The 24452-nt window shown below is 44.5% G+C and carries 39 protein-coding genes and 1 pseudogene; 8 read left to right on the top strand and 32 right to left on the bottom strand.

Annotated features, from left to right (window positions below; genetic code table 11):
- The 7 genes from AACS90_RS20595 to AACS90_RS20565 form a co-directional block, all read left to right on the top strand.
- On the top strand, window positions 1-1513 hold a 1513-nt coding region (locus tag AACS90_RS20595; protein WP_099121339.1), incomplete at its 5' end, for a hypothetical protein.
- Window positions 1510-2004: a siphovirus Gp157 family protein gene (locus AACS90_RS20590; RefSeq protein ID WP_099121338.1), complete on the top strand. Its 495-nt coding sequence runs from the start codon at window positions 1510-1512 to the stop codon at window positions 2002-2004. The genes AACS90_RS20595 and AACS90_RS20590, both read left to right, overlap by 4 nt.
- A 43-nt stretch (window positions 2005-2047) precedes the next feature.
- On the top strand, window positions 2048-2227 hold the full coding sequence (locus tag AACS90_RS20585) for a hypothetical protein (RefSeq protein WP_099121337.1): 180 nt from the start codon (window positions 2048-2050) through the stop codon (window positions 2225-2227).
- A gap of 54 nt (window positions 2228-2281) precedes the next feature.
- Entirely contained in the window at window positions 2282-2473 is a 192-nt protein-coding gene (locus AACS90_RS20580) for a hypothetical protein (RefSeq protein WP_099121336.1), read from the top strand.
- Between the two features lie 66 nt (window positions 2474-2539).
- A complete protein-coding gene (locus AACS90_RS20575; protein ID WP_099121335.1) occupies window positions 2540-2737 on the top strand; it encodes a hypothetical protein in 198 nt (65 codons plus the stop codon).
- Window positions 2706-2942, top strand: a complete 237-nt coding sequence (locus AACS90_RS20570) for a hypothetical protein (protein ID WP_099121334.1) — start codon at window positions 2706-2708, stop codon at window positions 2940-2942. Before AACS90_RS20575 ends, AACS90_RS20570 begins: the two co-directional genes overlap by 32 nt.
- A gap of 1 nt (window position 2943) precedes the next feature.
- Window positions 2944-4122: a tyrosine-type recombinase/integrase gene (locus AACS90_RS20565; RefSeq protein ID WP_099121333.1), complete on the top strand. Its 1179-nt coding sequence runs from the start codon at window positions 2944-2946 to the stop codon at window positions 4120-4122.
- Between the two features lie 422 nt (window positions 4123-4544).
- Here AACS90_RS20565 and AACS90_RS20560 read toward each other — a convergent pair whose 3' ends face one another.
- From AACS90_RS20560 to AACS90_RS20500, 13 genes are all read right to left on the bottom strand, one after another.
- Window positions 4545-5006, bottom strand: a complete 462-nt coding sequence (locus tag AACS90_RS20560) for a tail fiber assembly protein (protein ID WP_099121332.1) — start codon at window positions 5004-5006, stop codon at window positions 4545-4547.
- Window positions 5007-5011: 5 nt separating this feature from the next.
- Entirely contained in the window at window positions 5012-6178 is a 1167-nt protein-coding gene (locus tag AACS90_RS20555) for a gp53-like domain-containing protein (RefSeq protein ID WP_099121331.1), read from the bottom strand.
- A gap of 8 nt (window positions 6179-6186) precedes the next feature.
- Entirely contained in the window at window positions 6187-6819 is a 633-nt protein-coding gene (locus AACS90_RS20550) for a DUF2612 domain-containing protein (protein ID WP_099121330.1), read from the bottom strand.
- Window positions 6816-8009: a baseplate J/gp47 family protein gene (locus AACS90_RS20545; protein ID WP_099121329.1), complete on the bottom strand. Its 1194-nt coding sequence runs from the start codon at window positions 8007-8009 to the stop codon at window positions 6816-6818. Before AACS90_RS20545 ends, AACS90_RS20550 begins: the two co-directional genes overlap by 4 nt.
- Window positions 8006-8359 (bottom strand): hypothetical protein, encoded by a 354-nt coding sequence (locus AACS90_RS20540; protein WP_099121328.1) that lies wholly within the window; start codon window positions 8357-8359, stop codon window positions 8006-8008. The genes AACS90_RS20545 and AACS90_RS20540 overlap by 4 nt, the downstream gene beginning before the upstream one ends.
- A gap of 2 nt (window positions 8360-8361) precedes the next feature.
- Window positions 8362-9051: a phage baseplate protein gene (locus AACS90_RS20535; protein ID WP_206601835.1), complete on the bottom strand. Its 690-nt coding sequence runs from the start codon at window positions 9049-9051 to the stop codon at window positions 8362-8364.
- Window positions 9032-9922 carry a baseplate hub protein gene (locus AACS90_RS20530; RefSeq protein ID WP_099121327.1) on the bottom strand — a complete coding sequence of 297 codons (891 nt, stop codon included), beginning with the start codon at window positions 9920-9922 and terminating at the stop codon, window positions 9032-9034. The genes AACS90_RS20535 and AACS90_RS20530 overlap by 20 nt, the downstream gene beginning before the upstream one ends.
- Window positions 9912-10184 (bottom strand): phage baseplate plug family protein, encoded by a 273-nt coding sequence (locus AACS90_RS20525; RefSeq protein WP_099121326.1) that lies wholly within the window; start codon window positions 10182-10184, stop codon window positions 9912-9914. The genes AACS90_RS20530 and AACS90_RS20525 overlap by 11 nt, the downstream gene beginning before the upstream one ends.
- The gene (locus tag AACS90_RS20520; protein WP_099121325.1) at window positions 10184-10927 is read right to left on the bottom strand and encodes a phage baseplate protein; all 744 of its coding nucleotides are present in this window, start codon (window positions 10925-10927) and stop codon (window positions 10184-10186) included. Before AACS90_RS20520 ends, AACS90_RS20525 begins: the two co-directional genes overlap by 1 nt.
- A gap of 92 nt (window positions 10928-11019) precedes the next feature.
- Window positions 11020-11313 (bottom strand): type II toxin-antitoxin system RelE family toxin, encoded by a 294-nt coding sequence (locus AACS90_RS20515; protein WP_099121324.1) that lies wholly within the window; start codon window positions 11311-11313, stop codon window positions 11020-11022.
- Window positions 11303-11557, bottom strand: a complete 255-nt coding sequence (locus AACS90_RS20510; RefSeq protein ID WP_099121323.1) for a type II toxin-antitoxin system RelB/DinJ family antitoxin — start codon at window positions 11555-11557, stop codon at window positions 11303-11305. Before AACS90_RS20510 ends, AACS90_RS20515 begins: the two co-directional genes overlap by 11 nt.
- A gap of 99 nt (window positions 11558-11656) precedes the next feature.
- Window positions 11657-12562 (bottom strand): KilA-N domain-containing protein, encoded by a 906-nt coding sequence (locus AACS90_RS20505; RefSeq protein WP_193757160.1) that lies wholly within the window; start codon window positions 12560-12562, stop codon window positions 11657-11659.
- A gap of 73 nt (window positions 12563-12635) precedes the next feature.
- Window positions 12636-12689 carry a hypothetical protein gene (locus AACS90_RS20500; protein ID WP_305847167.1) on the bottom strand — a complete coding sequence of 18 codons (54 nt, stop codon included), beginning with the start codon at window positions 12687-12689 and terminating at the stop codon, window positions 12636-12638.
- A 223-nt stretch (window positions 12690-12912) separates the two neighbouring features.
- Between AACS90_RS20500 and AACS90_RS20495 the strand changes: the two genes are divergently transcribed.
- On the top strand, window positions 12913-13152 hold the full coding sequence (locus AACS90_RS20495; protein WP_099121322.1) for an Arc family DNA-binding protein: 240 nt from the start codon (window positions 12913-12915) through the stop codon (window positions 13150-13152).
- A gap of 14 nt (window positions 13153-13166) precedes the next feature.
- Here AACS90_RS20495 and AACS90_RS20490 read toward each other — a convergent pair whose 3' ends face one another.
- The 19 genes and pseudogenes from AACS90_RS20490 to AACS90_RS20400 form a co-directional block, all read right to left on the bottom strand.
- Window positions 13167-13667 (bottom strand): hypothetical protein, encoded by a 501-nt coding sequence (locus AACS90_RS20490; protein ID WP_099121321.1) that lies wholly within the window; start codon window positions 13665-13667, stop codon window positions 13167-13169.
- Window positions 13668-14150: 483 nt separating this feature from the next.
- Window positions 14151-14543 carry a hypothetical protein gene (locus tag AACS90_RS20485; protein ID WP_099121319.1) on the bottom strand — a complete coding sequence of 131 codons (393 nt, stop codon included), beginning with the start codon at window positions 14541-14543 and terminating at the stop codon, window positions 14151-14153.
- Window positions 14544-14624: 81 nt separating this feature from the next.
- Entirely contained in the window at window positions 14625-15272 is a 648-nt protein-coding gene (locus AACS90_RS20480; RefSeq protein WP_193757159.1) for a lytic transglycosylase domain-containing protein, read from the bottom strand.
- Between the two features lie 43 nt (window positions 15273-15315).
- On the bottom strand, window positions 15316-16383 hold the full coding sequence (locus tag AACS90_RS20475) for a hypothetical protein (protein WP_099121317.1): 1068 nt from the start codon (window positions 16381-16383) through the stop codon (window positions 15316-15318).
- Entirely contained in the window at window positions 16358-17101 is a 744-nt protein-coding gene (locus AACS90_RS20470) for a hypothetical protein (RefSeq protein WP_099121316.1), read from the bottom strand. The genes AACS90_RS20475 and AACS90_RS20470 overlap by 26 nt, the downstream gene beginning before the upstream one ends.
- Before the next feature lie 593 nt (window positions 17102-17694).
- Window positions 17695-17919: pseudogene (locus AACS90_RS20465) on the bottom strand (terminase); the annotation flags it as partial.
- 9 nt (window positions 17920-17928) lie between these two features.
- Window positions 17929-18402, bottom strand: a complete 474-nt coding sequence (locus AACS90_RS20460) for a hypothetical protein (RefSeq protein WP_099121314.1) — start codon at window positions 18400-18402, stop codon at window positions 17929-17931.
- 134 nt (window positions 18403-18536) lie between these two features.
- The gene (locus AACS90_RS20455; RefSeq protein WP_099121313.1) at window positions 18537-18749 is read right to left on the bottom strand and encodes a hypothetical protein; all 213 of its coding nucleotides are present in this window, start codon (window positions 18747-18749) and stop codon (window positions 18537-18539) included.
- Window positions 18746-19333 (bottom strand): BRO-N domain-containing protein, encoded by a 588-nt coding sequence (locus tag AACS90_RS20450; RefSeq protein WP_099121312.1) that lies wholly within the window; start codon window positions 19331-19333, stop codon window positions 18746-18748. The genes AACS90_RS20455 and AACS90_RS20450 overlap by 4 nt, the downstream gene beginning before the upstream one ends.
- A gap of 335 nt (window positions 19334-19668) precedes the next feature.
- Complete coding sequence (locus tag AACS90_RS20445; protein WP_193757158.1) at window positions 19669-19830, bottom strand: hypothetical protein; 162 nt, start codon at window positions 19828-19830, stop codon at window positions 19669-19671.
- A 130-nt stretch (window positions 19831-19960) separates the two neighbouring features.
- Window positions 19961-20263, bottom strand: coding sequence for a hypothetical protein (locus AACS90_RS20440; protein ID WP_099121310.1), 303 nt, complete (start codon window positions 20261-20263; stop codon window positions 19961-19963).
- On the bottom strand, window positions 20253-20717 hold the full coding sequence (locus AACS90_RS20435; RefSeq protein WP_099121309.1) for a lysis protein: 465 nt from the start codon (window positions 20715-20717) through the stop codon (window positions 20253-20255). The genes AACS90_RS20440 and AACS90_RS20435 overlap by 11 nt, the downstream gene beginning before the upstream one ends.
- The gene (locus AACS90_RS20430) at window positions 20714-21148 is read right to left on the bottom strand and encodes a lysozyme (RefSeq protein ID WP_099121308.1); all 435 of its coding nucleotides are present in this window, start codon (window positions 21146-21148) and stop codon (window positions 20714-20716) included. Before AACS90_RS20430 ends, AACS90_RS20435 begins: the two co-directional genes overlap by 4 nt.
- A complete protein-coding gene (locus AACS90_RS20425) occupies window positions 21132-21464 on the bottom strand; it encodes a phage holin, lambda family (RefSeq protein ID WP_193757162.1) in 333 nt (110 codons plus the stop codon). Before AACS90_RS20425 ends, AACS90_RS20430 begins: the two co-directional genes overlap by 17 nt.
- Window positions 21465-21646: 182 nt before the next feature.
- Entirely contained in the window at window positions 21647-22132 is a 486-nt protein-coding gene (locus AACS90_RS20420) for a DUF7823 domain-containing protein (RefSeq protein WP_099121306.1), read from the bottom strand.
- A gap of 470 nt (window positions 22133-22602) precedes the next feature.
- Window positions 22603-23391, bottom strand: coding sequence for an antitermination protein (locus tag AACS90_RS20415; protein ID WP_241538206.1), 789 nt, complete (start codon window positions 23389-23391; stop codon window positions 22603-22605).
- 41 nt (window positions 23392-23432) lie between these two features.
- Window positions 23433-23783 carry a hypothetical protein gene (locus AACS90_RS20410; protein ID WP_099121304.1) on the bottom strand — a complete coding sequence of 117 codons (351 nt, stop codon included), beginning with the start codon at window positions 23781-23783 and terminating at the stop codon, window positions 23433-23435.
- Entirely contained in the window at window positions 23780-24139 is a 360-nt protein-coding gene (locus tag AACS90_RS20405; protein ID WP_099121303.1) for a RusA family crossover junction endodeoxyribonuclease, read from the bottom strand. Before AACS90_RS20405 ends, AACS90_RS20410 begins: the two co-directional genes overlap by 4 nt.
- A gap of 1 nt (window position 24140) precedes the next feature.
- Window positions 24141-24413 (bottom strand): nuclease domain-containing protein, encoded by a 273-nt coding sequence (locus tag AACS90_RS20400; protein WP_099121302.1) that lies wholly within the window; start codon window positions 24411-24413, stop codon window positions 24141-24143.
- Window positions 24414-24452 lie beyond the last annotated feature (39 nt).

Below are 24452 nucleotides of genomic sequence, written 5' to 3'. Positions count from 1 at the left end.
GTGGCTGTCAGAGTCATATCAAAAACGCGAATTTAATCATAGCTACGCCACACTGGACTTAGAAATTGCCATGGCCTTACTGGATGGTGATTTTGACTGCTGGGAGATTATGTCACAGGAAATGGCCTCAGCGAAAAAAATGATGGCTGACAGTGATGAAACATGGCGTCGCTGGTCTACGCAATTTCGCATCAGAACCGATGCCCTGTCTATCCCGCGTGAAGATATCTTTCGGGTGGTACGTGCAGGTAAGCAACGTCCTGAGTTCCTGACCGACTCTGGCGCAATGAAGGCATTTATCAACCATGCGTTGGGTGATACTGCTTCTTCCGATGAATTACCCGATACCACAGACAAACCTGTGCCAACACCAGAAACTACCGTCACAAATGACTCTGCCGGTGAACCTAAGACTCAGCAGGCCGCCCCTGAAGTTAAAGAAGCCAAACCCCGCAGAACGAGAAAAGCCAAACCAGCCAAAGAGGAAATCGTACCAGAACCCGAAGAAATCACGCCAGAAATGGATACAGACGTACCAGCAATAGCGGAAACCGTACCGGAAACTGACAAAACCGCACCAAAAATGGCAGCAAATGATGAAGGCACTCTATTACCTCCAGGCAGTCGCCAGAACACCAGTAATGATAATTTCCAACACCGGGCCGATCTATTGGAAGAAGCTATCAAGGCACGGGGGAATGAACAACAGGCTAATCTCCGCATCTGGAACGCCGTTCAGCGTACCGATCCGCGTTTTACTAAACCACTAGAAGGCATGGGTTATAGCGGTACCAGCATCAACAGTAACTATATGTTTATGCGATCCACTGAAATATTTGGCCCCATAGGTAAAGGCTGGGGGTATGACATTTTGGAAGAAAAATCTATTGATGGTATTCCCATGACTGAGCCCGTTCTGGATGAACGCAATAAACACATCGGTACCCGTTTTTTGCGTGATGGTGATGGCTCATTAATTTTTACCCAAAATCACTCTATCAAGATTGTATTCTGGTATGCAGATGAATATGGCGAACGTTCATCCTTCATCAGTTATGGTGCTACGCCCTATCGCTACCAATCAAGTTATGGCCCTAAAGCTGACGGTGAAGTGCTGAAGAAATCCCTGACCGATGCCATTAAAAAAGCCTTATCCATGCTGGGGTTCAGTGCCGATGTCTTTATGGGTATGTACGACAACCCGGAATATCTGGCTGAAAACAAAATTGAATTTGGCATCAAGGCGGCCAGTGACAAAGCTGAAGATCTCACCCGCTTACGTAAAGAGCTGGACGAGAAGTTTGCACGTAATACCGAGACCATGAAAACGGCGGTCACTAAAAATGAACTGAGAGGCATCACATCCACGCTAACCCGTGAAATCGATGTACATCTCAAGAATGCGAAATCTATCGGTGACAAAGAGTATGAACGTTATCTGTCAGGTCGCTTACGTCGTTTGACTGAAATCGAAAAAGCGTGTGTAACCAAACTGGAAGAGGCAAATCAATGACCACCGCAATTGCGTTAGCTACCGATTATGACCAACTGCAAAAACTGATATCCACAGGTGAATTTTCGCCGGAAGCCATCGCCGACACTCTTGAAGGGTTAGAGGGTGCTTTAGGTGACAAGCTGGATGCGGTCATGATCCATGTCCGTAACCTTGAAGGACAAGCCAGAACGCTGGACGATGAAGCCAAACGACTGGCCGATCGCAAAAAGTCCTTTGAAGGTCAAATCAAACACCTGAAAAAATATGTGTTGGATTGCTTGCTAAAAGCAGAACTGAACAGCCTGAAAACCACGAAAAACACGTTCAGTACGCGTCAGGGTATCGCCAGAGTCATTATCGATAACGAAATGTTATTGCCTGACGAGTTAGTGGATGTTCAAACCATTACCGCCCCAGATAAAAAAGCCATCAAAGAAGCGATCGAGCGCGGCGACACTATACCGGGTGCGCATATCGAAATTGGGGAAAGAAGTTTACAGGTTCGTTAACAATCAGATTATGCCCGGTGATCCGGGCATGGAGGAGCACATTATGGCAGCAAGACTTGAAGTCAGTATCTTTTATAACGAAGAAATCGGGCAGTGCGAAATAACATGGTCAGCGGACAAAACCGAAGATTTTTCGCCAATGGAAAAATCCACATTGGACCAACTGAAAAGTGCTTTGGTGAGCCAACTCAACTCTGGTATCCGTCACGGTCAAGTGCATTGAGAGTGTGTACATCATAAAAATACCCAGACCAACAAATTAAAAGAGGCCAGACCCATGCTTAAACATCAACATAAACGTTACCAACCTGTCACGATCACTCTGCCCGATGGTACAAGCGTCCAGATCATTGCTGACCGCCGTTGTGCCATCTTCTACGACTTCCCGCCCGAAGTAAGAATCGAGCAGGTTGATAACCATCAGAAGGCGGAGAACGGCAGTTCATTCCTCACCCGTAAACCTGATTAAGCATAATCAGAAATTCAGCCACGTAATCACTAGCATGATGGTACATCCACCAAATGGAGCACCATCATGCAACTCTGGCAACCGGGACAACAACTATTAACTGACTTCGATATCAAACTGGGACGATTAGCGGCCAGCGTCAAAAACACGCCCTGTGATCAAGCGGATATTATCCGCGCCTGTGACACTGCTGATCGGATTATTATATCGATAATGAGGCAAGACCAAGACCATGAAAATAAATCGCGGAACTATTTCACATGATAAATTAATGAAAGCCAGTGCGTGGGGTAACAGAGAATTTGAAATAGGATCAATACCTGATAACCGAACCATTAAACGATGGATAGAAATAGGTCAATTAAGAGGGAAAATTGTCGATGGTTCGGCATGGGTTTATTCATCAGAAAGATGGGGCGTTGATTCTCTTATTTCATCACAAGTAAACAAGTTAATAAAAGATTCATAAAATGGCTGGACGTCCAAGAAAAAAAGAATTCAGGCATCTACCTAACTATCTTTATTTTGATAAATCCAAAAATGAATATCGGTTAACTCTTGTTAATGGAAAGCGTAAGTTTATTGGTGGCGACAAAGCAGTCGCTATCGCTATTGCCAGAGAATACAACAATGTGATGAGACCAGAACAATCCGTCTGCATTTCTTCCTTACTTAAGGAGTCAGGCGGTAAATTTGGTGAATCATTACCTTTCTCTGATCATGTTGATAAACTCTTCGACAGAATTATTTCGGATGAAAAACCCGCAGCAAATACCCTTGCTGACTGGAATAACAATATTGAAAGGGTTAAAGCGTTTTTTGCTGATATTCCGTGTATGGAAATATCTCTTGAGCATGTTAACGAATATCTCAATAAATACCATGCAGAGGCATCTGCTAATGTCCAAAACAGAAAGGTATCTTTTTTAAAGAAACTCTTTAGCTATGCCGTTGATGAGTCTCTAATGTTTGATAATCCAGCAGAACGCAAGAAACGTAAACGGACAGAGAAGAAAATGCGCCGCCGATTATCACTGGAAGACTTTAAAAAGATACGTATCGCTGCAGAACCGTGGTTACGAACAGCAATGGATCTGGCACTGCAAACCACTCAGGCCAGATTAGAGGTTTCGCGTATCAGATACAACATCAAATCCCCGCAAGAAGGTGTTTGTGGTTGTATGTGGTATCCAGAACCGCAAAATGGCATTTATGGGATGCTTTATATTCACAGGCAAAAAATTCAGGATAAAGAAGCGTCTCACGTTGCTATTCCTATCGGAGAGAAGTTAAAACAGATTGTTGATGATAGCCGGGATTCTATTGCCAGCCCGTATGTTGTTCATCGCTTACCAATCAAGCGTCCGAACAAGATTAGCTCAGAAGTCCATCATCCTACTCAAGTTGCACCAGACTATCTGAGCCGGGCATTTTCGGCGTTGAGAGATAAAGTGGGTGTTGCTGCACATTTGCCGATTGCAGAAAGGCCGACATTTCACGAGATCCGTGCACTGGCTGCACACATGTTTAAAACTAATGGATTAGACCCACAAGCGCGTATGGCACACAGTGATGCAAAATCAACAAAAGTCTATACTCAGAACCATGTTGAATGGGTAGAAGTCCCTCACGGAGAGATAGCCATTTAGTATGGTAAAATAGAGCCTAACCCATTGATGTATAAAGAACGAATTTTGCAGATTATGCACTGTTTGCAAAACCAGTGAAAGCGCCTTAATCGCTTGCTACATAAGGCCTTGAGAGCGAAATAATCGCATTCATGGGGTGTCGGGGGTCGTAGGTTCAAATCCTATCATGCCGACCAAATTTCCCTAGAAAAACCAACCTATTACGGTTGGTTTTTTTATGCCCCAAATTTGCTTGGTGTAAAACTGGTGTAAAATGGGTGTAAAACCCTCCGCAAAAACACTGATTCACTGAGCTAAAAAACAATCATATTTTGATTATCTCCTCACTCAAATTTACCCACCTATCTATTCCCTAACTTTTGTGCTTTACAATTACAATGAACGGTCATCAGTTTAATTTTTCTATTGCTTTACCCTTCCCCTCACTCCGGCTGTTCAGGCCAGACGATATCGGGGGCAGTGGAACAATCCACCCGGTTGAGCAAGACACGGTATTTCTTCCAGGCGAGCAGTGCGGCTTTCTCTTCTTTCGTCGCCATGTCGAGGTCAACGGCATCCTGCCCGATATCAATTTTCTCCTTGGCTTGAGATAAACGGTAGCGCTTCTCAGACTCAGCCTGTTGTTGTAATTGCGCCGGGGTCGGCGGAAGAGGGTCTGCCAGAACGGGATAACCATTGCCATCAGCCACAATCCGTTTTCCATTCGCCTGCCCATCAAGTAATTGATTGTGCAAATCATTACTGATAGGTTTAAGGTCAGCCGGGTAATTCTCCGGGTCATCATAAGGCCGGTAAACAAATCCCGGCGCTGACGCACTGTAAAAATAATCATAATTCCTGTCGTAATCAGGCCATACATTTTGACGTATTTCTTTGTTATTCATCGTGTCTATCTCCCAATTGCCCACCATGCCACCGGATATCTACCTATATCCCCACCTTCGGTTTTTGATGCCGCATAGAACTGAAAGCGGTTTATCTGGTAACCAAATGCATTGTCTATACGACTTCCCTGACTATTCGTGTTAGTTACCAGCACCGCAAAGCATTCATTCGAAAACGCACGCGGGAAATCAAAATTTCCACCGCTGACACTGAGCGCTCCATATTGAAAAATGATGCCGCTTGAGCCATCCTGCCACCACCCTTTATTACCCGCCATAAATTCAGCGGCATTCTTTTTACCATAATGCCGTTTAATCCAGTGACTGATCCAGCCATCCCACTCGGTACCATGAATATCTCCCCATGGAGTCAGTATCGCCGTCCCTGCATGAAAGCCTTTATCAGCGCTCATTATTCCCTTTGCTGAAATATTTTCCTGAGATAAAATATCGCCATTCACCTCTCCCCCAGTACGGCGATCCAGTGAATGATGCGCCCTGTCCACCGTATCCCGCAGCCCAAGATTGTTAATGAATGTATTCTTATCCTCGATATCTTCCCCGTTCTTCTCTTTCTCAAGGCGGTTGTTGGCGTTATCGTTGACCTGATTCAACGCCGTATTAGTGGCGTAATCGCCTTTGTCTTGTTTGGTGTTCAGGGAATCGGTAACCGCATTCTGGCTCATTACCTGTGTTTTACTGTTGCCGACTGATTGCACCACATCAGAGCGATTGAGCTTTTTGTTTAACTCATCCAAAAGCTGAGTTGTGCTCACCTGTTTCCATGCCGCACTCACTATCTCAGACGATTCTTTGTTAAAGTTAATTTTATTATTGTCCGTCAGACTCTGAAACTCGCGGGTTTCATCATCAGACTGCAATATTGCCCCTTTGGGATAACCGCCGGTCGAATCGGCATATTCCTGCGAATACTTAAACTTTCCCCCCTGAGATAAGTACACAATATTGTCTGAAATCTGGTTCAGAATACCGTTAAAATCTCGCCCGCTGGGAGGTAATCCACCTGCGGTGACGGGCATCATGGTGATTTGCGGGAAGCCTGTATCCCATGTGGCCTTTTGGCTGGGTAAGTCGGATTTGTAATTGGCAGGTATAGCATCTTTCTGCCCGTTCTGTGCGAAGGGCTTAGGGATTAAATTAGGGTTTTTCATTGTTCACCTTATTGTGCAAAAGCGGCCTGACCGAAAGGCTGAAAGCCCGTTCCGTAGAAGCCGAAAAATTCACCCGCTGGCAGTTCTGCGATAGAGATCTGAACCCCTGACGGATGCGGTAAGATGTGGTGGTGGTAAATCAGGTTCTTTTCTAATTCAGATAACCGGTATTCAAAAACATACCGGGCGGTCATGTGACCGGTGATCAGGTAATAAGCCCGGCCTGTAAAAATACGACTTTTCAGGAACCGGTTAATATTTGGCGCGGTGGCATACAGAATGTTCGAGTGCGCTTTCATTAAAATGACATCCCGGTAAGTGGAATCATCCATCTTGTAGGACATATCAGAAGCCCCGCCACTGTAAAAGGGGGACTGGTCAAACGGGGTGTATTTCTCTGTCTCCTTAAAGCCGAAATAATCCGCATTCGGATCGGGTATGGATAAATCCCTGCCAATGCCGACAATCCGCCCCCAGATATCCAGCCCGAACCCTTTTGCCGTAAGCACATTGACTGCCAGATGATAGAATTCGTCTGTGCTGGCTCTAGGGTCTACCGTGTCATTAAAATTATTGAGGATGGTGCAGATAGCGGGGCTGTTGGCGTACTGGCTCAGGAAGGTGTCTTTTATCCCAATCATGACGCTATCCTTATGTCATCCACCGATAACACCGGGAATTCATCAATACCAAACTCCAGATAATTTGCTACCGCCTCGCCTTTTCTGGCTACCTGAACCGCTATTAACCGCTCAGTCGCAGCTTGGGCCACAACACAAATGTAATCACTGGCAATCAGTTTCTTGGCAATGCGACCTTTTCCTCGGCCTGTGGTGAATTCATTCATGACCGCCTGACGGATGGCTTCTTTGTCCTGATGGGTCAGCTTGAGCTTATCTTCAAAGGTGATAATAAACTCCACCGGGATATGGTGAGGCCGGATGAATGTCACCTCATAGCGGGGTGGCATATAAGGGAAATTTTCTGTGTCCTCGTATTTGACCGTATTATTGCCCACAAACGAGCAGCCAGACCCGGCTTTGCTCAGAATATGCCGGGCAATCTCATTATCATTGCCCCCCACAACAGACACTGCGATGGAGTTGCGAATTAACGGATAATTGGTGAACCCTACGGTTTTTGTTTCGTTAGAGGGATTATCGATAACGTAACAGTCGATCACGCCTTTGATATTGCCAACCGCACCCTGTGTAGCGGCATTGGTGTTTTTAGCATTGACAGCTACCGACTGCTGTCGTCTTAGCTCAAATTCCTGTCGGGATTCGGCCTCTTTGCCCACAATGGCGGCCTGTTTATTGATAACTGAGTCTACCCCAGCAACAGCCTTCACAATGCGATTAATGGACTCGGCAGCCGCTTCAATTCGTCCAATAACATCACAGTAAACATGCACAGTGACGAGTCCATCATCACCGATTGTGACTTCCGTCTGCGTACTCCACGTCCTCCCGACGTTATCAGCCACCTGAAAGCCAACCGGGATAGCCGTATTGACCAGCCCATTAACCGTGATTTCAGCAACAGACTTGGTTGCCTGTTTGCGTTGCAGGAAATAAATATACCCCAGCGCATCCTGCATCAGGCCGTCAGCGTAACGCGGGTCAAAGTTGTTCAGGAGATGGATAAAGAAGTTACGTTCGTCAGTGATAATGGCAGTTAGCGTGGTCACTAACTGACCTTGCGGGGTGTTCATGTCGGTATTAAGATTGTCACCAAAGCACCCTTTGAGTACCTGCCACCAGCCGTCAATGACTTCCTGTGTAGGGGGCGCTAATATCCCCTGCGGAGTAATTTGTAGTTTTGGGATCATAGTTCGATTGCTCCCTTGGTTCCGTTAATGTCCGTAAAAAGTATTCGTCCCCTGACCACCCTGTCATTGGCGGTGCTGAGTTCCGCTGTGGCTGACATTACCCCCTCGACCGACATCGCTGCATCCTCTAAATACTTGCGGTACATCGCCAGTGAATAGCGGTTCTTGCCTAAGATTTCCTCCAGATACGGAATGCCGTCACCCTGTGAGTAATACAGGTCTTTCACAAAGACCCGGCAGGCATTAGCCACTGACTGCGCTCTGGCGTACTGATCTGAGGCCATAGCAATGTTGCCCGCCGCATCGAGAGTTAAATCCCATGTGGCAGGCATTAGAAATAATGTCCGCATGATTACGCCTTCTGATTAGGGGGGCTGGTATTAGAACCTTGCCCGTGTTCGGGGTGAGTATGAGTGTTATAGATTTCACGCATACCAGCCATTGACTGGCTATTGATGGTTGTGTTGTCGGTGATATTGCTCTTGGCCTGAATGGTGCTGGTCGTCTCAACCGGCGCATCCAGTACAATTTTAGTGGCTTTGACGTTCACGATGCCGGTGGACACGATATCCATTCCGCTCTCCAGAAAGTGGATGAATTGGCTGGGTGCGCCATTCAGTAAGCCACCGAGATAGAGACTGTCTGCCATGTCGTATTTGCGTTTACTGCCCGGTGGCGCTGAATTCTTGGTTCTCTTCACCTTCGAGATATCCCGGCTGGCGGTAAAGCAAAAGCCCAAATCCCCCACTTTCGGGTCAAGAATGACGGCGTTCTCGCCGCCCTGATAGCGAAAATACGGCACATTGTAGACGGTGGCATTTTGATAAATATTGCCTGCCCCATCGACCTGTTGCACCAGTGGCAGGATATCGACATACCCTACCGGGCCAACACCGCCGCCGTGGATTTTCTCTACCCGACAAATGGTCACGGTGCCTATTCTGCCAATCAGCGACCAGATAATCGTCTCCTGACTGAGCGCCCCGCCTGCGGTGGTTTGTGGGTCATAAAGCAATACCCGTTCACTTTTTGATGGCGGCATAGTTTTCTCCTCGTCGGCTGGCTGAGACTTCCATCGCCCACTGTGCGGAATCCTGCTCGGTTTCTAATATTGTCCTGATACCAAAGACCAGCCAGTCCCCGTTACATATCTTTATCAGGCTGTCAGTAATACGCACGATACCGCCGAACCGGACGAGCGGATCATAGAAGCATTTGAACTGCACACCGAGATTGGTTGGTATGGGGTAACTGATTAGGCCTGTTTCCGGTGAGATGACCGGTATTTTTAAGGTGCGCCGGGGGCTGTCCTTGTAGGTAATGGCTACGTTTTTGTCTTCGATATACACATCCAGATTGGCGGCATGAGCCAACTGGCGGATTTTATCGATGTCCGTGTTATGCAGGTACGGATCAGAGACTTTTACGCTGACCCCGTTAGACTCAAAGGTGTATCCCATGCGCTGGCAAATTGTTGCGATAATAGCGGCAACATCGTGTTCACCTTCGTAACTTTCAGCATTCACCCCCTGCATTTTATCCAGCACGGCAGTTTGTGACTCAATCACCAGTGATGCATTCGGCGCATCACCAAAATCAGGGTAGGCAAACGTGATACCACCTCTAAAGACCTGTGCTAACGCCTCACCTTCCTCTCCGGCCTCAATGGTCATCATATTGCGAAGCGCCTCAAAATTACCCCACTTTTTGCGCAGCAATTTCTCCATGATTTCAATAGGCAGGCCATAAGCTTTCACCCGCGCGTAAGGTGTGATTGCCCCGTTGCCGTAGTTAATTTCGGCGTTAATCCGAAGTCCGGTGGCGGAGAGCTTATTCTGACTGGCTGAGGTGAAGGATTCGTCTTTGCCTGAAAGCGTGAGGGTAATTTTGATTACTTTTCGATTAAATTTCATCGTTCCATACCAGTTTATAGCGGGAACCCAGTCCGGTGTATTCCGGGTCAGTATTCCCTTCAATGTCCACAAAGACCAACCATCGACAGATATACGACAGATTCCGACAGACACGGTTGCACACCAGATACTCACCGTTCTTTTGTACCGTGGCGAAAATGTTTCCCAGTCGGCTCTCAAGTGTCAGGTCGATTAGGTCTGTACCAATCGTGAATGAGGTTGTTTGGTTGGGTATAGGGGATAAGGTAATTTCAACAAGCATTAAAAGAACCCCCCGCCATTAATTTGTTGCCGCCCCATCTCTAGGAGTTCTTTACCCTTATCAAGGGCTTTTCCTAATGCACCGCCGACTCTTTCGCTAAAATCCCCAATCCCCTTTAATTTAGTTTTTCTGCTATCCAGAATGTCATCCAGTATGCCGTTCACTTCTTGCTGCTGCGCTTCCACTTTTTGTGTCTGGTCGCCGGTGTCTTTCTTTTTGGCATCGTCCGGATTCTTCACTTCTTCTTTGTCATACTTGACCTTTACTTCCCTGACCTCTTCCAGATGGACATTGACCTTAATCAGCGTAGTACCGTCTTTGGCTTCCCGTGCAAGGTCATAGCCGACAATCGCAGCATTGATGTAGACAAATTCCGGCGTGACAACGTGAAACTTCAATGTGCTTTTCGCTAATATCTCAAGCTGAGACAGGAAAGCGCCGCGCTCCAGTGTACCGCCTGAGCTTTTGCTTAACTGAACCGTCACTTTGTAAGGCTCACCGACCTTGTTATAAGAGGCAAATGAGCCGTTCTCTATCGGGGCACTTACAACCCGATACTGGTTTTGGTATTGCAGCGATATCACACTATCTGCCAGCAACAGAGGGATACCATACTGATTGAATATCCCCCAGTAGTTGCCGAACAGTGTATTAATTAAAGCTGCACCACCCAGGCTAATCCCGGCATCAATTGCAGCGTTGGGGACACCCTTCCAGTTAGGGATATCTGGCTTTCCGAACATAGTTCACCCCGTTTTTGGATGTAAAAAAAACCGCACTCGGCGGCCTTAGAAATGAAAAACCCGCACGGAGCGGGTTGTTATGAGCTGACTACTTATCGTGCAATACGTTCACTGGCTATTTTATAGGCTTTCGAATCTTCCCGTTTACCGACTGCTATTACCCAGATCACAATCTCCTCATCTATCACCTGATAGACAAGGCGAAATCCAGAAGCGCGAAGTTTGATTTTAAAGCAACCCGTTAAATCACCGTGCAATCTGGCAGACTCAATATAAGGGTTATCCTGTAGCTTCCGTAGTTTCTTTTTAAACTGCTCACGGATACTACCATCCAGCTTTTGCCATTCCTTTAAAGCACGCTCGTCAAACTCAATGTTAAATTTCATCGAGATTTACCCGGATACGTTTAGCGGGGGTTTTTAGCCGCTCACGTACGACATCAAGAATGTCCTCATCTTCATCTTGCTCTGAGACCATCACGGACACTTCTGTAAACGGTAGCTTCTCATTTTCTGCTACATAGCGCAGGAAGAGTCGCATAGCATCGGAAGGAGAAAGATTCATTTTTTCCAATGCCTGATAAGCACTCTTTTTAAGTTCTTCATCCACTCTGATCTGAATTGTGCTCATAGTATCACCATGTGTAATTACGTTTGTATTACATTGTATGTTATTTAAGCTATGATGCAATGGATTTTGAGAGAATTTATGCCATCCGTGGCTTAGTGTTTATTTTGTTAATGATTCTTGTCTGAGATTATTTAGAATTCGGGTGTTATCAAAAATGTTTGGTGTAAGATGATTAGTTAATCTCTGGAGTATTGATTGCATCATCCCAGCGTTAAATGCACTTTCTCTTGGCATAGTGTGAAAATCCTTAGCCCGTTTATGTTCTGCTACGTCTAAAAGGGGGTAGATATCATCCATAGCAGCACGACACATCATTAAGTAGTGCCATGACCAGCATAGGGTGATTAATTCATCATCGGATAATTGCGACTGTATTTTTGGTGCGGGTAATTCTTCTTTTGATAACAATTCACCCTCCAATGGTACTCGTGCAGCCAAAGAAAGTGCTTCTGTGAATTGCTCACTCTCTATTTCTTTGTAAGTACATCCAAAGTGAGTTTTCAGAGCTGACCACATGGTTATCATCGCCTTGGCTTGACTCTCTTTTGGTAACGCCTTGCCACGATTGAGAACCAGTTGTTTGATAGCCTCTTGCTGGTCTGGTGTTATGCGCCCTGCTATCTGTTTGGGCTGTTTACGGGGTTTGACTTCTATTTGCCCCGTAACAAGTGCATCGTAGGCGCGAATTACTTTCAGAGCGAACGCAGCACTGATCCACATGGCATAGGAGTAAACAAGTTCTTTGCAAACGTACGTGCCACCATAGCGACCTTTTTTTATGAATACAGGTTCAAAGGTAGAAAATCCTACCTTTGAAATTTCTTCAATTAAATCGTTAGTTTGTTGAGTATCAAGCCAATGGACAGGTTTATTTTTTTGTTCACCACCGGATGCAGTATGTAGATCGTTTAATGAATAACGACCATGTGAATCTTGGTGAATAGTAATATCAGAGATAATAATTTGATTGGTGTTATGTGACTCACGAATTGCTATACTAGTCATGTCATTTAATCCTCGTCGATTAACTGATATTAGAAGTCTCACTTGTCCTTAGCAGGTGAGGCTTCGCCACTTTCTAACTAATAGAAACTCCGTCATTAGCAAGGCTTCTCTCTAACCTTTTCAATATCTCACTATTTAATGATCTGCCTTCTTTTTTTTGCTGATGCCTTTAATGCTGCTTTAATACTCTCAGGAATTCGAACTCCTGTTGGTGGTATTTTCCTTGCATTCTCCATTTTGTCACCTCGATTTAACTACACTGTGTAATTTATATATTACATGGTGGTGGTTTTATGTCAACAAAAAAATCACTACACTGTGTAGAAAAAATTTATTAGGTGATCATAAATATGAAAGGAATGCGCGGTATTCCCCCTACTGGAGTTCGTCTACCTGACGAGCTAAAAGAAAAGCTACAAGAGAGAGCCGCAAAAAATGGACGCTCCCTTAACTCAGAGATAGTAATGATGCTTCAATCAGTTATTGACGAGGAGTTACAGCCTAAAAAAATTGACGAGCTAGCTCAACTTGAGGCGGATAAATTTAAGGCTGCTCTGTTAGAAACATTAAAGAAGATGTCACACGAATAAGCCCATGATAGGGCTTATTTTTTAGCAGGTTCTACTTGCTGACTTTGAGTCGTTGGTTGGGGTGATGATGAAGTGTTTTTACCAGATATAATCCAACTGGACGTCAACATGACGGCAGACATGATAATAGTAACCAAGGTTAACCCTATCGATGTTGCCCACTGTGTTGTTGTGAGACTTGTTTTTAAACCGTCGATTTTCCCTTCGACTGCATCTAATTTACCATCGATCTTTGCTAGTGAGATATTAAGATTGGCAAACAGTGTAGTTTGTTGTCCTTTCCACTCCGTCATCTCTTGCTTCATTGTCGCAGCAACAACATCAACCTCAGCTTTATTAGCCCTCAGGAGGGCTTCAAGTTCTGTCTTGCTTAAGCCAGTAGACATATGCTCCTCCTTATTACGTGATTCCACATTGCTATTACCTTTATCATACTCGCTATGAGGATTTTGATCTAAATCTATCCACCCAATAACATATGCAACATTTCCTTCCTCCCTAATAGCTTTACTCATTTCTGGCACTCCCTTAATTTTCCCTCAACCATTCAACGATTACTGCTACCGAGAAATTTATTTCATAGGCGCAATTCGAACATACCGCTCTAAAATAATAATCTTTTATGTGAAATCCATCAGAATAGAACGCAGGGTAGCGCCTTACAGGTAACAAGAATCTAGATCTAGTAGCCTGATTAGGCTCATAATCACCAAAGCCGAAGGGAATACTTATTTTTTTGCTTTTGCATATGGGACAGACAACGGACTCATTGACTCGATCAGAAAAAAAATCGGTCAGTGTTTCTGGCTTAATTATCTTTAATTCTGTAAGCAATTCCTCTTCACTATCAAACAAAATCTTCATAACACCACCCAATATTAAACATTTTTTACATTTAACCACCAAGTCAATATTAGGTGTTACTGATTATTTGATCAGCAATTTCAGAAAGTGTGAAGATGTAAACAAAGACTCATGGCAATAACCCCCTTATGGGGCTATTTCCCCGCTGGAACACTGAGATTCATTAGACTCATAAACCCGCCGCTACCACAAACTACGTACTCAACAAAAGCAGACTGTCCTTTTTTGAGTATTTTTTGTGTATCCTGTTTGTCCACCTTGCTCAGCTTATCGAATCCAGTAGGTATAGCGAAGATTTCATTACTCAATGATTTAAATTTAATGAGATCAATAGTGTTGCCGCTCTCAGAATACTGAAAACCATCAATCGTGAAGAAACCCTTACCGGATTCGCATCCCTCTACAACCTTATCAAGATTGTTAATGCTAGCCGTTTTGGTTACTTTATTTACAGTAAAGCTGGGTTCTGCTAACGATGGGAATGTTATAGCGGTAAGCAGCAGAGTAATAAGAATTTTCCTTAGCATTTTAGACCTCAAATCCAATCAACTTGGTTTAATTATAGCCGTTATGTTGAAAGAGAAAAGACATCCCTGTCTCAGTTTCCTTTAACTCATTGATGTCATAATCTGAGAAAGACTCAATCTTGCCGCCTCACCTGCGTCCGTTACGGTTCCAGTCACCGTATTTGCGGATGTGACTACATTAATATCTCCGTTAAGGTCTACTTTGACATTATTAGTTGCACCAGCCATAGGCATATTGCGTATTCTTTCGGTTTGGGCAAGAAACTCATGGGGTGCGTTCATGTCCATATTGGGTATAAGCGGCTGATTCATTCTCGCTTGGAAGTCAGAAAGTGACTGTACAATTCCTTGAGCCTTCCGGTTGTTTTGTTCCTCTTTCATGAGCTTTTTGACTTTGGGAATATATTCGCGTGTTTCTTTTGGCATCTTTGCCATACCTTTCTCACGCACTCTGCCTTCTCCCCAATTATAACCAGCTAATGTCTCATCTAATTTACCGCCAAATTTTTTAGATAAATTACTCACCATTTCAGCGGCTGCATCCGATGATTTATACCAATCGAAAACATCATCACCTTTTAGTCCGTATACGGCAGCAGTTTTTGGCATAAATTGAAATGGCCCCATAGCTCCAGCTTTCGATACCAAATGCCTATGTCCTGATGATTCGGTCATTGCTATCGCATATAGTATTCCCGCAGGCAGCTTATATTTCTTCTCAAGCTCCATAAAATACCCTCTCATGGCATTGAGAGCAGCCTGACCTTTTAGCTTATTGGCATTCGGGGACACCGTTAAGCTCATCAAGAGTCATTTCACCGCGCTGAACTTTCCGTTTGCGTCTATCGAGATCAGGATCGCCTGTTGGAATATCGAGGGTGGTTGGGGTGATGTGGTGGCCTGTTCCCTTGCCACGATTATCTACCCACTCACCATTAACCCACCTGGCATCACCTTGACCTATCGCAGCCATTCCCGCATATTTCCAGTTTGGGGCAGTCCTGAATCGCTGGAACCAGTCATACTCACCAAACACTGAATTAAGCACAGCATCGACATAATCAACACTCGCATACGCAGCGCCAGCAGCTAAACCAACGGCTCCGACTCTCCCTACCGCGCCTAATTTTCCGGCTTTACTACCAACCTTGGCGGCTTGTTTGCCTATCCCTTTAATGCCTCTACCCACTTTAGCGAATGCTTTTAAAATCTTACCTACCCAGCTCACAGCAATGTAGGTGGCAAAGCCCGCAAAGGCAGTTTTAAGAAGATTAAGCTCACCATTAGTATCAGTGAACCACTTGCCAATCGTTGTCCCTTTGAACCATTTTTCCAGCTTCTCTAACTGCTCCATGATCCAGACGAATGACTTGTGCATTGCACCCCAGTCAAAGAACGAATCCTTGCCTTCTTTCCAGCCTTTGTAGTCGTCATAGAGAAGCCATAACGCAGCAATAAAGGCAAAAATTAAGCCAGTACCAGTGATTAACGGAGCAAACAGAGCTAATACCGCTAAGGCGGCTCGTGCAACGACAGGGATTAAAATGATACCGATAACCGCAGCCATTCCCTGAAATAGTGTTATGACTGTCTCTCGATTCTTATTCAGATAATCAAGTAATCCCGTCACCATCTGAGATAATTTTAGTAAGCGCGGTATCAGATAATTCGCCACCAGCGTTTTCAGTCCTTCCCATTGCTGACTAAGGACAGCGTTTTGTTCCCTGAGTTTGCGGTTAAGCTCCAGTTCTTCTTTAGTGGAGATAACAAGGTTCTTCTGTGCATCCAGACGTTTCTGAACAGCCTCTTTGCCTTCAAGCAAGATTGATTGTTCCGTCATCCAACCCCATGTGTTTACCGATGTTATAAGCTTGTGGGCGTGGCATCTCAGCCATATCTAACAGAATGTCATCCAGACTGCGGAGTTGACCTTGTGAATCCATTACAGCCACTTCCAATGCATTAAAATAAGTCAGAACCTGAGCATCACCTACAGTCACCAAATCCCACAGTGATTTACTTAAACCTGACATTGTCGCCGCCATGCCATCAGCACTACCGCCCGTCTGTTCTGCTGCATTCTGCCATTTTTTAATGGTCTCCGCGCTCATGCCGAGGTTCTTACTCAAGAAGTAAATCTTGTCATTGGCACTTGATATTTCGCCAATCAGTTTCGTAAGTCCTGTCGAAACAAAGATAGTGGTGAACAGTCCGGCTAAGGCTTTGACTGCACCGTTTATCGCCTTGTCCCAGTCCTGCGTTTTCTCTGTCGTCCCTTTGATATTATCGGAAAAATTCAAGACAACATTGGATGTATTTTTGGCTGACTTCCCCACGTTATCGGTGGATTTAGCCAGTTTTTGGTTAGACTGTTCAAAGTCTGTGGTACTGCCTGCGGCTTCGTTCACCCCATCAGAGAGTTTCACTACCGCAGTAGATGCGCCATCAGCCTTTTTATCCAGATCATCAAGCGCTCTGATTGCCTTGTCAGCATCACTGGCAAAGCCGTTCATATCCAGTTTGAGTGAAACAAGCAATGTATCGACGAGGGTAGCCATTTAGCTCTCCTTTGGGCGTAAAAAAACCCCGCATTGAGCGAGGCTGTATTTATTTTTGCTATTTACCTAAAAGACTTCGTAAACACATACTATTGGCGGGTACAGAAATAATATGGCAAATATAGCGAATGCCTTTTTATTACCTTTATTTTTTGTTTTAATTGCTGAAAAAATACAGGATATTCCAGCCATCGCAGAGGGTATACCTAAAATATATCCAATATAAAAAATATAAAGGTCATAAATAACTTCCATTCATAATTCCTTAGCAGTCCATTGTCATGCACCAGAATATAGCAGTAATTCCACTCGCTCACTATCACCTTAATCGAGATTAATTGCCCGCTTTTTACCACATCAGGCGAGGTGGTTCCTCACTTACCGTAATTAAGGGAAAGTGATAGGTTGATTGATCCATAAACAAAATGAGGCATGAGAAGAATGGCAAGATTTACTGTTCGTGTAGAGCTACATAAAGCTGACTCAGATGATTACGATACCCTTCATGAGAAGATGAAAGCAAAAGGATTTAAGAAAACCATCTCAGATAGTGATAGTGGAAATACGTATTCTTTATCATCCTCTGCGTGCTCATAGCCCGTTGCCCTATGAAAGAGCTTTGCAGCCACCTCACCGTCAGCAACCTGCTTCCCCTTTTTTAAGGACTCCAGAAACCCAGGGTGATCATGCTTCCAGTTATTTAATGTGGACTCGCTGACCTCGAAAAAATCAGCCAGTTCCTTATCGGTGTAGCCCAACAAGCACAATTTGCGTGCCTGCTCGGCATACGCCTCTTGGTATTTAGTTGGGCGTGCCATGTCCTTTCCTTATTCAGTCACTGCATAAGACTTGATACCGTTCACTTGATTGAGAGGAATGGTGATAGAGTCAATCCCTCTGGCATTTTGATAGACGGTTAAATAGCCACCATTGCGTGGATTGAATGGTACTTCGTATTGGCTATAACCAGTGATAATTTCACTTGCTGTGAATATTTCAATTTTCCACCCCTTGAGGAATCTTGGTCTTTTCGTATCCTGTTGTGTATCACTACCAATGCGACCCGTATCAACATCTTTCTCTGGAGCTTTATTAATTGGAGTATGGTTGAATCTCGCCTTTGCCATAATCAAATCAGCAGCACGTTTAATTGCTTCACGCTCCATGCACCACATAGTTGCATTATTTATAGGTGCTCTTTTCACCGCATATTCCAGCTCAATACTAGCCACTATTCTCTGAAGCTGTTCTTGAGACGGCATGATAAAATCCATGCTAATTAACCCTAATTGATCTTTCATTATTCACCTCATTCAGAACAAACAACTGGCTCGGTTTATATATCACGCCATTTAAGCGAGACCACTCCCGCCCAAAACTTATACAAACCTCTATCAAGCACCCGTTTTAGGATGATTTGCAGGATTTTGTATTTTTACTTCTTGGGTTTCTCTGCCGAATACTTACTCGCCCATGCTTTGGCGATACTCAGACAATCATCAAACAACTTACCTTTCCTGCTAGCTGAGGCTGAACGGCGGTAATGTTCTTTTGCCCAATCGCTTGCCATCCCTGCGATAGATGAAGAAAAGCCGAGCTTGATTAACTCGGCCTGTACGTTCTTTTGGATAAATTGTTCGTGATTCATGCAGGCTCACCCTCGTCATCAGGGAAGTCATCGAGTCCCGGTAATGTAAGCTGAGTAAGCTGTAATGCTAATTTCGTGGCATCCTTAATGCGTTTAATATCCCTTTTCCGTTGAGCCATCAAACCGCTACCCTTTTGACCTCGATGCTGGAAAGAAGCTTTATCAAAAGCAGCTATTAAATCATGCATCTTTTGCCCTGTAAGCTGAACCATCGCAGTAACATCAAGTGCACCGATATCAATGTTTGATTCTTTCTCAGCGAGATCCAGTAACCAAATGCGAAGTTCTTTGGCTACCTTAGTTCGAGAGAACATACCAATCAGATATGCACCACGAAGAGAGTACAATCTGATATCATGCAAAAGATTGTCGTAACCTATTGATTCCTCCGTGGTCCTCACTTTGGCAGTAGTGCTCATGCTCTCGGTAAATTCATCTTTATGCCTACTATAAAGGTTTGCCACCTTCTTGCTGTCTTTGTAACCCAGCAATTCAGCCAGATGCTCACCTGTAAACCAGATCTTCCCGTCCTTATTGTCAAATGGAACGATTTCATGTTCTTTGAAAGTTAATGCTGTACTCACGATGCTTATCCTTACTTAGGTAATGAACCTTTGCCGCAATAGGAGATCAGCCCATCGAGTAGCATCAGTTTTAGCTGATTCCTCAAAGGCTCATTCCTAAATAAAGGCTCGATGTTTAGATTGGCGCTGCGGTGCGCGGTGAAATTCAGATATAAAAAAACCACCACGGATGTGATGGCTTGGGGTATTCCTTTAACCACTCAGGGAATGGGTAAAGAAATATTGGGTTTAGTTTCAAGTGTTAATCAATTGTTAAGCATTATTCGCTTGTTGTTACGGTGTAATGGGGTTATCAGGTTTTGTGGTAGTAATGCTGTAAACGATGCGGATAATCATTATGAAAAAGTATCTTCTTCTTTGCCTAGTGGCAGGCACTGCGCTTTTAGCATCAATGCAGATTTATGCTCTTCCTGTTCCCCCTGAGTGTCAAAAATACGACGCCAATAGTCCGGAATGGACAGAATGCATGATTGCCGCAGGAATATGTAGTCGAGCACCTGATGGTACTGTAGTTTGCTATTTTTAATAAACTAGTAGGACGGTAGCATCCCCACCGTCCTCTCACCCACACTGCGTCCTAACATACTCCTGCCACCCCAGAATTATTTGCTCTGGGGTGAAGGTGGCTCATGAATACTGTTCCTCAGCCCAGTTTTTCCAGTCAAATCCACATTCACATTTGCCAGCACCATCCTGAAAATCAGCATCAAGACCACATGTCGGGCAGCAAGGCACTTCAACTGTTATTTTTGTTCCTACCGGCCAGCGCTTAACGTCAAACGTGATTTTTTCTGCGGTGTCAGATTCCATATCGCCATCGCAAGAAATTTCAATAAATGACTTATGTTCATCGCAACTATCACCGGAATAAATATCTGCTTTTACTTCACCCCATGACGTTGTTTTGTACTTAATATCGCTAATTATCACAGCTATACCTCACTTCTCTGCTCACGTACTCCTGCAAATATCTCAGTTTTGCCCGGTCGTTGATGATGCCTTCTCGGATATCGAGAACAGCTTGTCCAGTTTCTCTAGGGAGTTCGACGGTGGTTGCATGGCCCACGCTGCCGGAGGAAGTGGCTTCAGACACAGGACAGGTGGCTTGGATGCGCAACTTGCGACGACCAGCGGCAACATCAGCCCGAAGAGTATCGATTTCAGTCTTGGCATTGGCGAGTTCCTGAGAGTGTTTGTTGTCTAGCTCATGCAGCATGTCAATGTGCGTGTTTTGGTAGTTGATTCGGTCGGTCAGTTGCTGGATTTCGATTAGCTGGTCGTTATTGATACCGAGCTGTTTCTTATATCCAGAGCGATAGAGGTAAGCGGCACCGGAAGCAATAATCAAAGCAACAATAACGCCATAGGTGAGATTGAATCTCATGATAAAAACATCTGTTGCTCAGATGCCCTACGTTTAGTCAGACCGTTCATCACCTTACCCGCTGCCTTATTCCATCTCAGGAACTCATCGGCTGCACCTTGATAGTCACCCGCATTGAGTTTCTTCAGCAAGGTAGAACGAGCAAAGTTACCCGCACCACAATTGAAGATAAACGAGCACAGTGCATCAAACTGCCCCTGACTCAGTGCTACCTTCACGGCGGATTCAAGAGTGAGGTAAATAGGCTGAAGGTCATCATGTAGGAATGCTTCGGCCTGCTGTTCGGTGATAACTTGCCCCGGCTTGACGTCTTTCGTGTGACCGTAACCAATCGTCCACGGAATGCCTCCAGTAGCCGGATCGGGATAGGCTTTCAGTTTCAGGCCTTCATATTGCTTGATGCACTCCAGACCTTTAGTGCTGATTTCCATCAGAAGTGCCTCCCGCCTTCTTCTCCGCCGCTTTACGCAGCCATTGACCAATAAAGTCTGTCCCCAGATAGACAATCACCACACTACCGATGTAGGCCAAATCAGGATTCAGACCAAACAGATTTAATACGTCACGAATGAACCAAGCGAACATGGCACACATAAAGGCATCGATGGAGACCTTTAACCAACCGCCACCGTGATAGCGACCGCGAAGAAATGCCATCGTTCCTGCAAGCGTCGCCAAGATACCTTGCTCTCTTACCGACACAAGCCAGTCACTGAGGTGTACCCAGATAGTAGGATCTTCTTTCATCTTCATATTTCCACCCCATCAGAACAATGGGCGTCCGTGGGGTGAGTCTGTGGTCGCCCCTGTGAGTTGTAGTGAATAGGTTGCCAGCCGCAATAGGTGATACTGAGGTTATGGGAGTGATTGCGGTGGCATAAATAGAAAAGGCCGCATAAGCAGCCTTGAATTCAGGATGTAGATTGAAGTTATTTCCACGCTAAGCAGATATGCCTCTTTACTCCGTCGTTTGGCAAAAATATGGTTCTTAACCAATCATAAAGTAAATCGTCATGATGACCGTGATAGGTGTACAAAGCAGTGAGATTGGTATTAAAACCAAATTCCGTAACATATGGAGCACTAATATAATTAGTCGTACCATCAACAGTGATATAAAGTTTTTTCTCAAGTAATGATTTTATTTTCTGATAATTATTTTTATTAACAGGTACAGTAAGCATCAGAGAACCATCATCCACACTGCCTGTTTTTCTACCGGCATAATAAAATGACATGATATTTTCAATATACTCAATATCTGTATTAAATCCAGATAATAGACCAAAATGATATGAGTTGTTTTCATATCCATATTGATCCAATGCACCACTCTCCCCTTTCCAAAATCCTGAAATGATATCAAAAGACACCATGCATTCTTTATCTATCAATGGCTTATTAACATCAGACATAAACACCTCACTTTATTATTCGTTAAAGGTCATTTCATCCTACTGCTAACTAGCCAGATAATATTACTGAGGTCAGGTTCTTATCTCAATTGAATAGCCTGTAACAGAATCAATACGCCTTAAAATAGGGTGGCGCATGATAAAGTTTATCTGTTAATCGAGTGCGTGATTCAGTGAGGTGTATATTTGAAGTTTGGTGCTGGTATGGGCTTAATCTGTGGTGATCAGCATGTTGACCGAAACACTTAAAATAACACTTAATATATTGATTTAGCTACGATATAGGTATTGATCGTAACGTACACTTTGAGCTGTAAACTCTAAATTGATTACTGGTAGATACAAAAAAACCCCGCGAGTGCGAGGCTTGGAATTCTATTTTATTTCAACGAGAGGCAATAACCCATCGTTGGGATAACGATAGGCTATTTTTCCGAATGATGCAATATCTATTTACCAATTATTTAATATTAATTGGAAATTATTTCTCTTTTTGTGAGTTTTTGAAGTATAGAATCAGCTCTCTCTTCTTCTTTGAAGCACTCCGTTACCAGATGCTCAAACAATGGTTGATATTTGTCGTAACAGGTGGTTTTGGATGCTTCCGTGAGTGGTTTTAATGCACTCCATACGTCTTTAAATTTCAATCTGGAGTACCCACGCCCTGAACATTTTGGACAGATCTTGTAAACCGGAATACCCAGTAACTCAGTCTGCTCCCTATCCAGAACCTCCCCCCGACCATTGCAACGGCACGAATGGCTCGCTTCACCTTTTCCTTTGCATGTCGGACAAGCTACTTTTACCACCTCTCTCACTTCACGAGATTTAGCGTATGATGACGGGATAATTTCCGCCCCCATGCTTAAATTAGCTTTAACGAGCATTCGCTCACGCCAGGGTGTGTATGTCTTTGTAGAAAACACCTCCGCCTCGATAAACCCGTCATCACAATCCGAACACGGCTTCTTACTGGCTGCACTCCTCGCATAATCCTGAAAGGCATAATTTGCGAGTATTCGCAGGACGCTTTGCTTAACATTCTCATCGAGTTTTGCAATTGCACTGTGCTTGTGAACCTGCGTCAGTGCATACTGATAGAGGCTCTCCACTGCTTCATCGGGCTTATTGATCCCCTGTTTCGCCAAAAACAGTTCAATACCCATCCTCGCCTGAGCGGACGCCAATCCTAGTGAGGCCATAACATCGGTAATTGAAAAGGAATCAGTCGCTGTTGCTGCTGGAGAGTCACTAAACATGATGCTCTTCGGTGAGAAATACTTGGGTAATGATTCTAATTTCATTTTATCCTCAGATTTGCCTTTGCTTTTCTTACAAAAGTTGCGATGCCAGAACGACTAACATCAAACTTTTCTGCCACTTCTTTTTGGGTTAACCCTTCCGCCAACAGCCCCAGAATTAATGGCGCATCAGTGGGGTGTAGCTTGTAAATTTTGCTGTGAGTGATGTTATAGAATTCAGGGCGTTCATCATCGCGTGTTGTCCACGCCGGACGCTGACCCCGATGCTTCCCGCACTTTCCAACTGTCAATCGCCCTTGCGGTCTTTGGTTGATTGCATAGTGTTCTTTATTCTCCAGTCGACGCTTCCTTGCGTAAGCCTGAGCCTCTTCGAAGTTGGTGAAGATCATGGCTCCAGCTCCCATATTTGAACGTCAAGCCGCCCTCCCTTAATCACGTCACCTCTCACCATACGAATGTCATCAATGAGGCTGTCATCAGCAATGACGCCACTTTGCGTAAGTGAATCAAGAGGAGCTTTGAATAGGTTGTCTAAATCTCGGTTGCGTCTATCTGGCGGGTTGGCGACTATTTCGATTCTTAATCTGCCTGAGAGTTGGTATTGCTGATTGGCTAATTTGATTTGTTGGATAATGAGTTCTGTGTATTTTCTGTCCTTATCACTCTTTATTTTTCTGCCTCGAACAACAGCGTAAAGGTGATTATTTCCGGGCGGCCACGGCAGTTTTAGATTGTAGGATTTCACGTCAAATCTTATCCTCCGATAGTAATATAGATTGCGTCCTGATGACTCCTTCCAAGTGAGCCATATGTGCATAATCTGCGTCTGTTTGTATCGTTCTGCGGTCTATTTCATCGTGACATGATGAGCAGGCCCATGCACCAAACAGATCATGCGGTTTCATTCCCATGCCACAAATGCCTGCCATTCGGTAATGAGCCAGAACTACGGTCTCACTATTCCCGTTACAGATACCGGGGCAGTGGAACAATCCACCCGGTTGAGCCAAACAAGGTATTTTTTCTAGGCGAGGAGTACAACTTTCTCTCTTCTTTTA

Origin of the sequence: Xenorhabdus sp. KK7.4, from assembly GCF_963876465.1 — a bacterium.
Lineage (GTDB): Bacteria > Pseudomonadota > Gammaproteobacteria > Enterobacterales > Enterobacteriaceae > Xenorhabdus > Xenorhabdus stockiae.
The sequence above is the reverse complement of the archived record's forward strand: the minus strand, read 5'-3'. Positions and strand labels throughout refer to the sequence as shown.

What these genes read in the sequence shown, in the direction of transcription:
- AACS90_RS20515 (WP_099121324.1), bottom strand. Translation starts at nt 11,313, where the DNA reads ATGAAATTTAACATTGAGTTTGACGAGCGTGCTTTAAAGGAATGGCAA.
- AACS90_RS20520 (WP_099121325.1), bottom strand. Translation starts at nt 10,927, where the DNA reads ATGTTCGGAAAGCCAGATATCCCTAACTGGAAGGGTGTCCCCAACGCT.
- AACS90_RS20530 (WP_099121327.1), bottom strand. Translation starts at nt 9,922, where the DNA reads ATGAAATTTAATCGAAAAGTAATCAAAATTACCCTCACGCTTTCAGGC.
- AACS90_RS20495 (WP_099121322.1), top strand. Translation starts at nt 12,913, where the DNA reads ATGAAAGGAATGCGCGGTATTCCCCCTACTGGAGTTCGTCTACCTGAC.
- AACS90_RS20525 (WP_099121326.1), bottom strand. Translation starts at nt 10,184, where the DNA reads ATGCTTGTTGAAATTACCTTATCCCCTATACCCAACCAAACAACCTCA.
- AACS90_RS20410 (WP_099121304.1), bottom strand. Translation starts at nt 23,783, where the DNA reads ATGATCTTCACCAACTTCGAAGAGGCTCAGGCTTACGCAAGGAAGCGT.
- AACS90_RS20590 (WP_099121338.1), top strand. Translation starts at nt 1,510, where the DNA reads ATGACCACCGCAATTGCGTTAGCTACCGATTATGACCAACTGCAAAAA.
- AACS90_RS20555 (WP_099121331.1), bottom strand. Translation starts at nt 6,178, where the DNA reads ATGAAAAACCCTAATTTAATCCCTAAGCCCTTCGCACAGAACGGGCAG.
- AACS90_RS20435 (WP_099121309.1), bottom strand. Translation starts at nt 20,717, where the DNA reads ATGAGATTCAATCTCACCTATGGCGTTATTGTTGCTTTGATTATTGCT.
- AACS90_RS20475 (WP_099121317.1), bottom strand. Translation starts at nt 16,383, where the DNA reads ATGACGGAACAATCAATCTTGCTTGAAGGCAAAGAGGCTGTTCAGAAA.
- AACS90_RS20565 (WP_099121333.1), top strand. Translation starts at nt 2,944, where the DNA reads ATGGCTGGACGTCCAAGAAAAAAAGAATTCAGGCATCTACCTAACTAT.
- AACS90_RS20510 (WP_099121323.1), bottom strand. Translation starts at nt 11,557, where the DNA reads ATGAGCACAATTCAGATCAGAGTGGATGAAGAACTTAAAAAGAGTGCT.
- AACS90_RS20460 (WP_099121314.1), bottom strand. Translation starts at nt 18,402, where the DNA reads ATGAAAGATCAATTAGGGTTAATTAGCATGGATTTTATCATGCCGTCT.
- AACS90_RS20480 (WP_193757159.1), bottom strand. Translation starts at nt 15,272, where the DNA reads ATGGAGCTTGAGAAGAAATATAAGCTGCCTGCGGGAATACTATATGCG.
- AACS90_RS20485 (WP_099121319.1), bottom strand. Translation starts at nt 14,543, where the DNA reads ATGCTAAGGAAAATTCTTATTACTCTGCTGCTTACCGCTATAACATTC.
- AACS90_RS20580 (WP_099121336.1), top strand. Translation starts at nt 2,282, where the DNA reads ATGCTTAAACATCAACATAAACGTTACCAACCTGTCACGATCACTCTG.
- AACS90_RS20505 (WP_193757160.1), bottom strand. Translation starts at nt 12,562, where the DNA reads ATGACTAGTATAGCAATTCGTGAGTCACATAACACCAATCAAATTATT.
- AACS90_RS20545 (WP_099121329.1), bottom strand. Translation starts at nt 8,009, where the DNA reads ATGATCCCAAAACTACAAATTACTCCGCAGGGGATATTAGCGCCCCCT.
- AACS90_RS20535 (WP_206601835.1), bottom strand. Translation starts at nt 9,051, where the DNA reads ATGCCGCCATCAAAAAGTGAACGGGTATTGCTTTATGACCCACAAACC.
- AACS90_RS20585 (WP_099121337.1), top strand. Translation starts at nt 2,048, where the DNA reads ATGGCAGCAAGACTTGAAGTCAGTATCTTTTATAACGAAGAAATCGGG.
- AACS90_RS20570 (WP_099121334.1), top strand. Translation starts at nt 2,706, where the DNA reads ATGAAAATAAATCGCGGAACTATTTCACATGATAAATTAATGAAAGCC.
- AACS90_RS20540 (WP_099121328.1), bottom strand. Translation starts at nt 8,359, where the DNA reads ATGCGGACATTATTTCTAATGCCTGCCACATGGGATTTAACTCTCGAT.
- AACS90_RS20490 (WP_099121321.1), bottom strand. Translation starts at nt 13,667, where the DNA reads ATGAGTAAAGCTATTAGGGAGGAAGGAAATGTTGCATATGTTATTGGG.
- AACS90_RS20575 (WP_099121335.1), top strand. Translation starts at nt 2,540, where the DNA reads ATGCAACTCTGGCAACCGGGACAACAACTATTAACTGACTTCGATATC.
- AACS90_RS20425 (WP_193757162.1), bottom strand. Translation starts at nt 21,464, where the DNA reads ATGAAAGAAGATCCTACTATCTGGGTACACCTCAGTGACTGGCTTGTG.
- AACS90_RS20415 (WP_241538206.1), bottom strand. Translation starts at nt 23,391, where the DNA reads ATGTTTAGTGACTCTCCAGCAGCAACAGCGACTGATTCCTTTTCAATT.
- AACS90_RS20550 (WP_099121330.1), bottom strand. Translation starts at nt 6,819, where the DNA reads ATGATTGGGATAAAAGACACCTTCCTGAGCCAGTACGCCAACAGCCCC.
- AACS90_RS20420 (WP_099121306.1), bottom strand. Translation starts at nt 22,132, where the DNA reads ATGTCTGATGTTAATAAGCCATTGATAGATAAAGAATGCATGGTGTCT.
- AACS90_RS20455 (WP_099121313.1), bottom strand. Translation starts at nt 18,749, where the DNA reads ATGAATCACGAACAATTTATCCAAAAGAACGTACAGGCCGAGTTAATC.
- AACS90_RS20430 (WP_099121308.1), bottom strand. Translation starts at nt 21,148, where the DNA reads ATGGAAATCAGCACTAAAGGTCTGGAGTGCATCAAGCAATATGAAGGC.
- AACS90_RS20470 (WP_099121316.1), bottom strand. Translation starts at nt 17,101, where the DNA reads ATGGCTACCCTCGTCGATACATTGCTTGTTTCACTCAAACTGGATATG.
- AACS90_RS20560 (WP_099121332.1), bottom strand. Translation starts at nt 5,006, where the DNA reads ATGAATAACAAAGAAATACGTCAAAATGTATGGCCTGATTACGACAGG.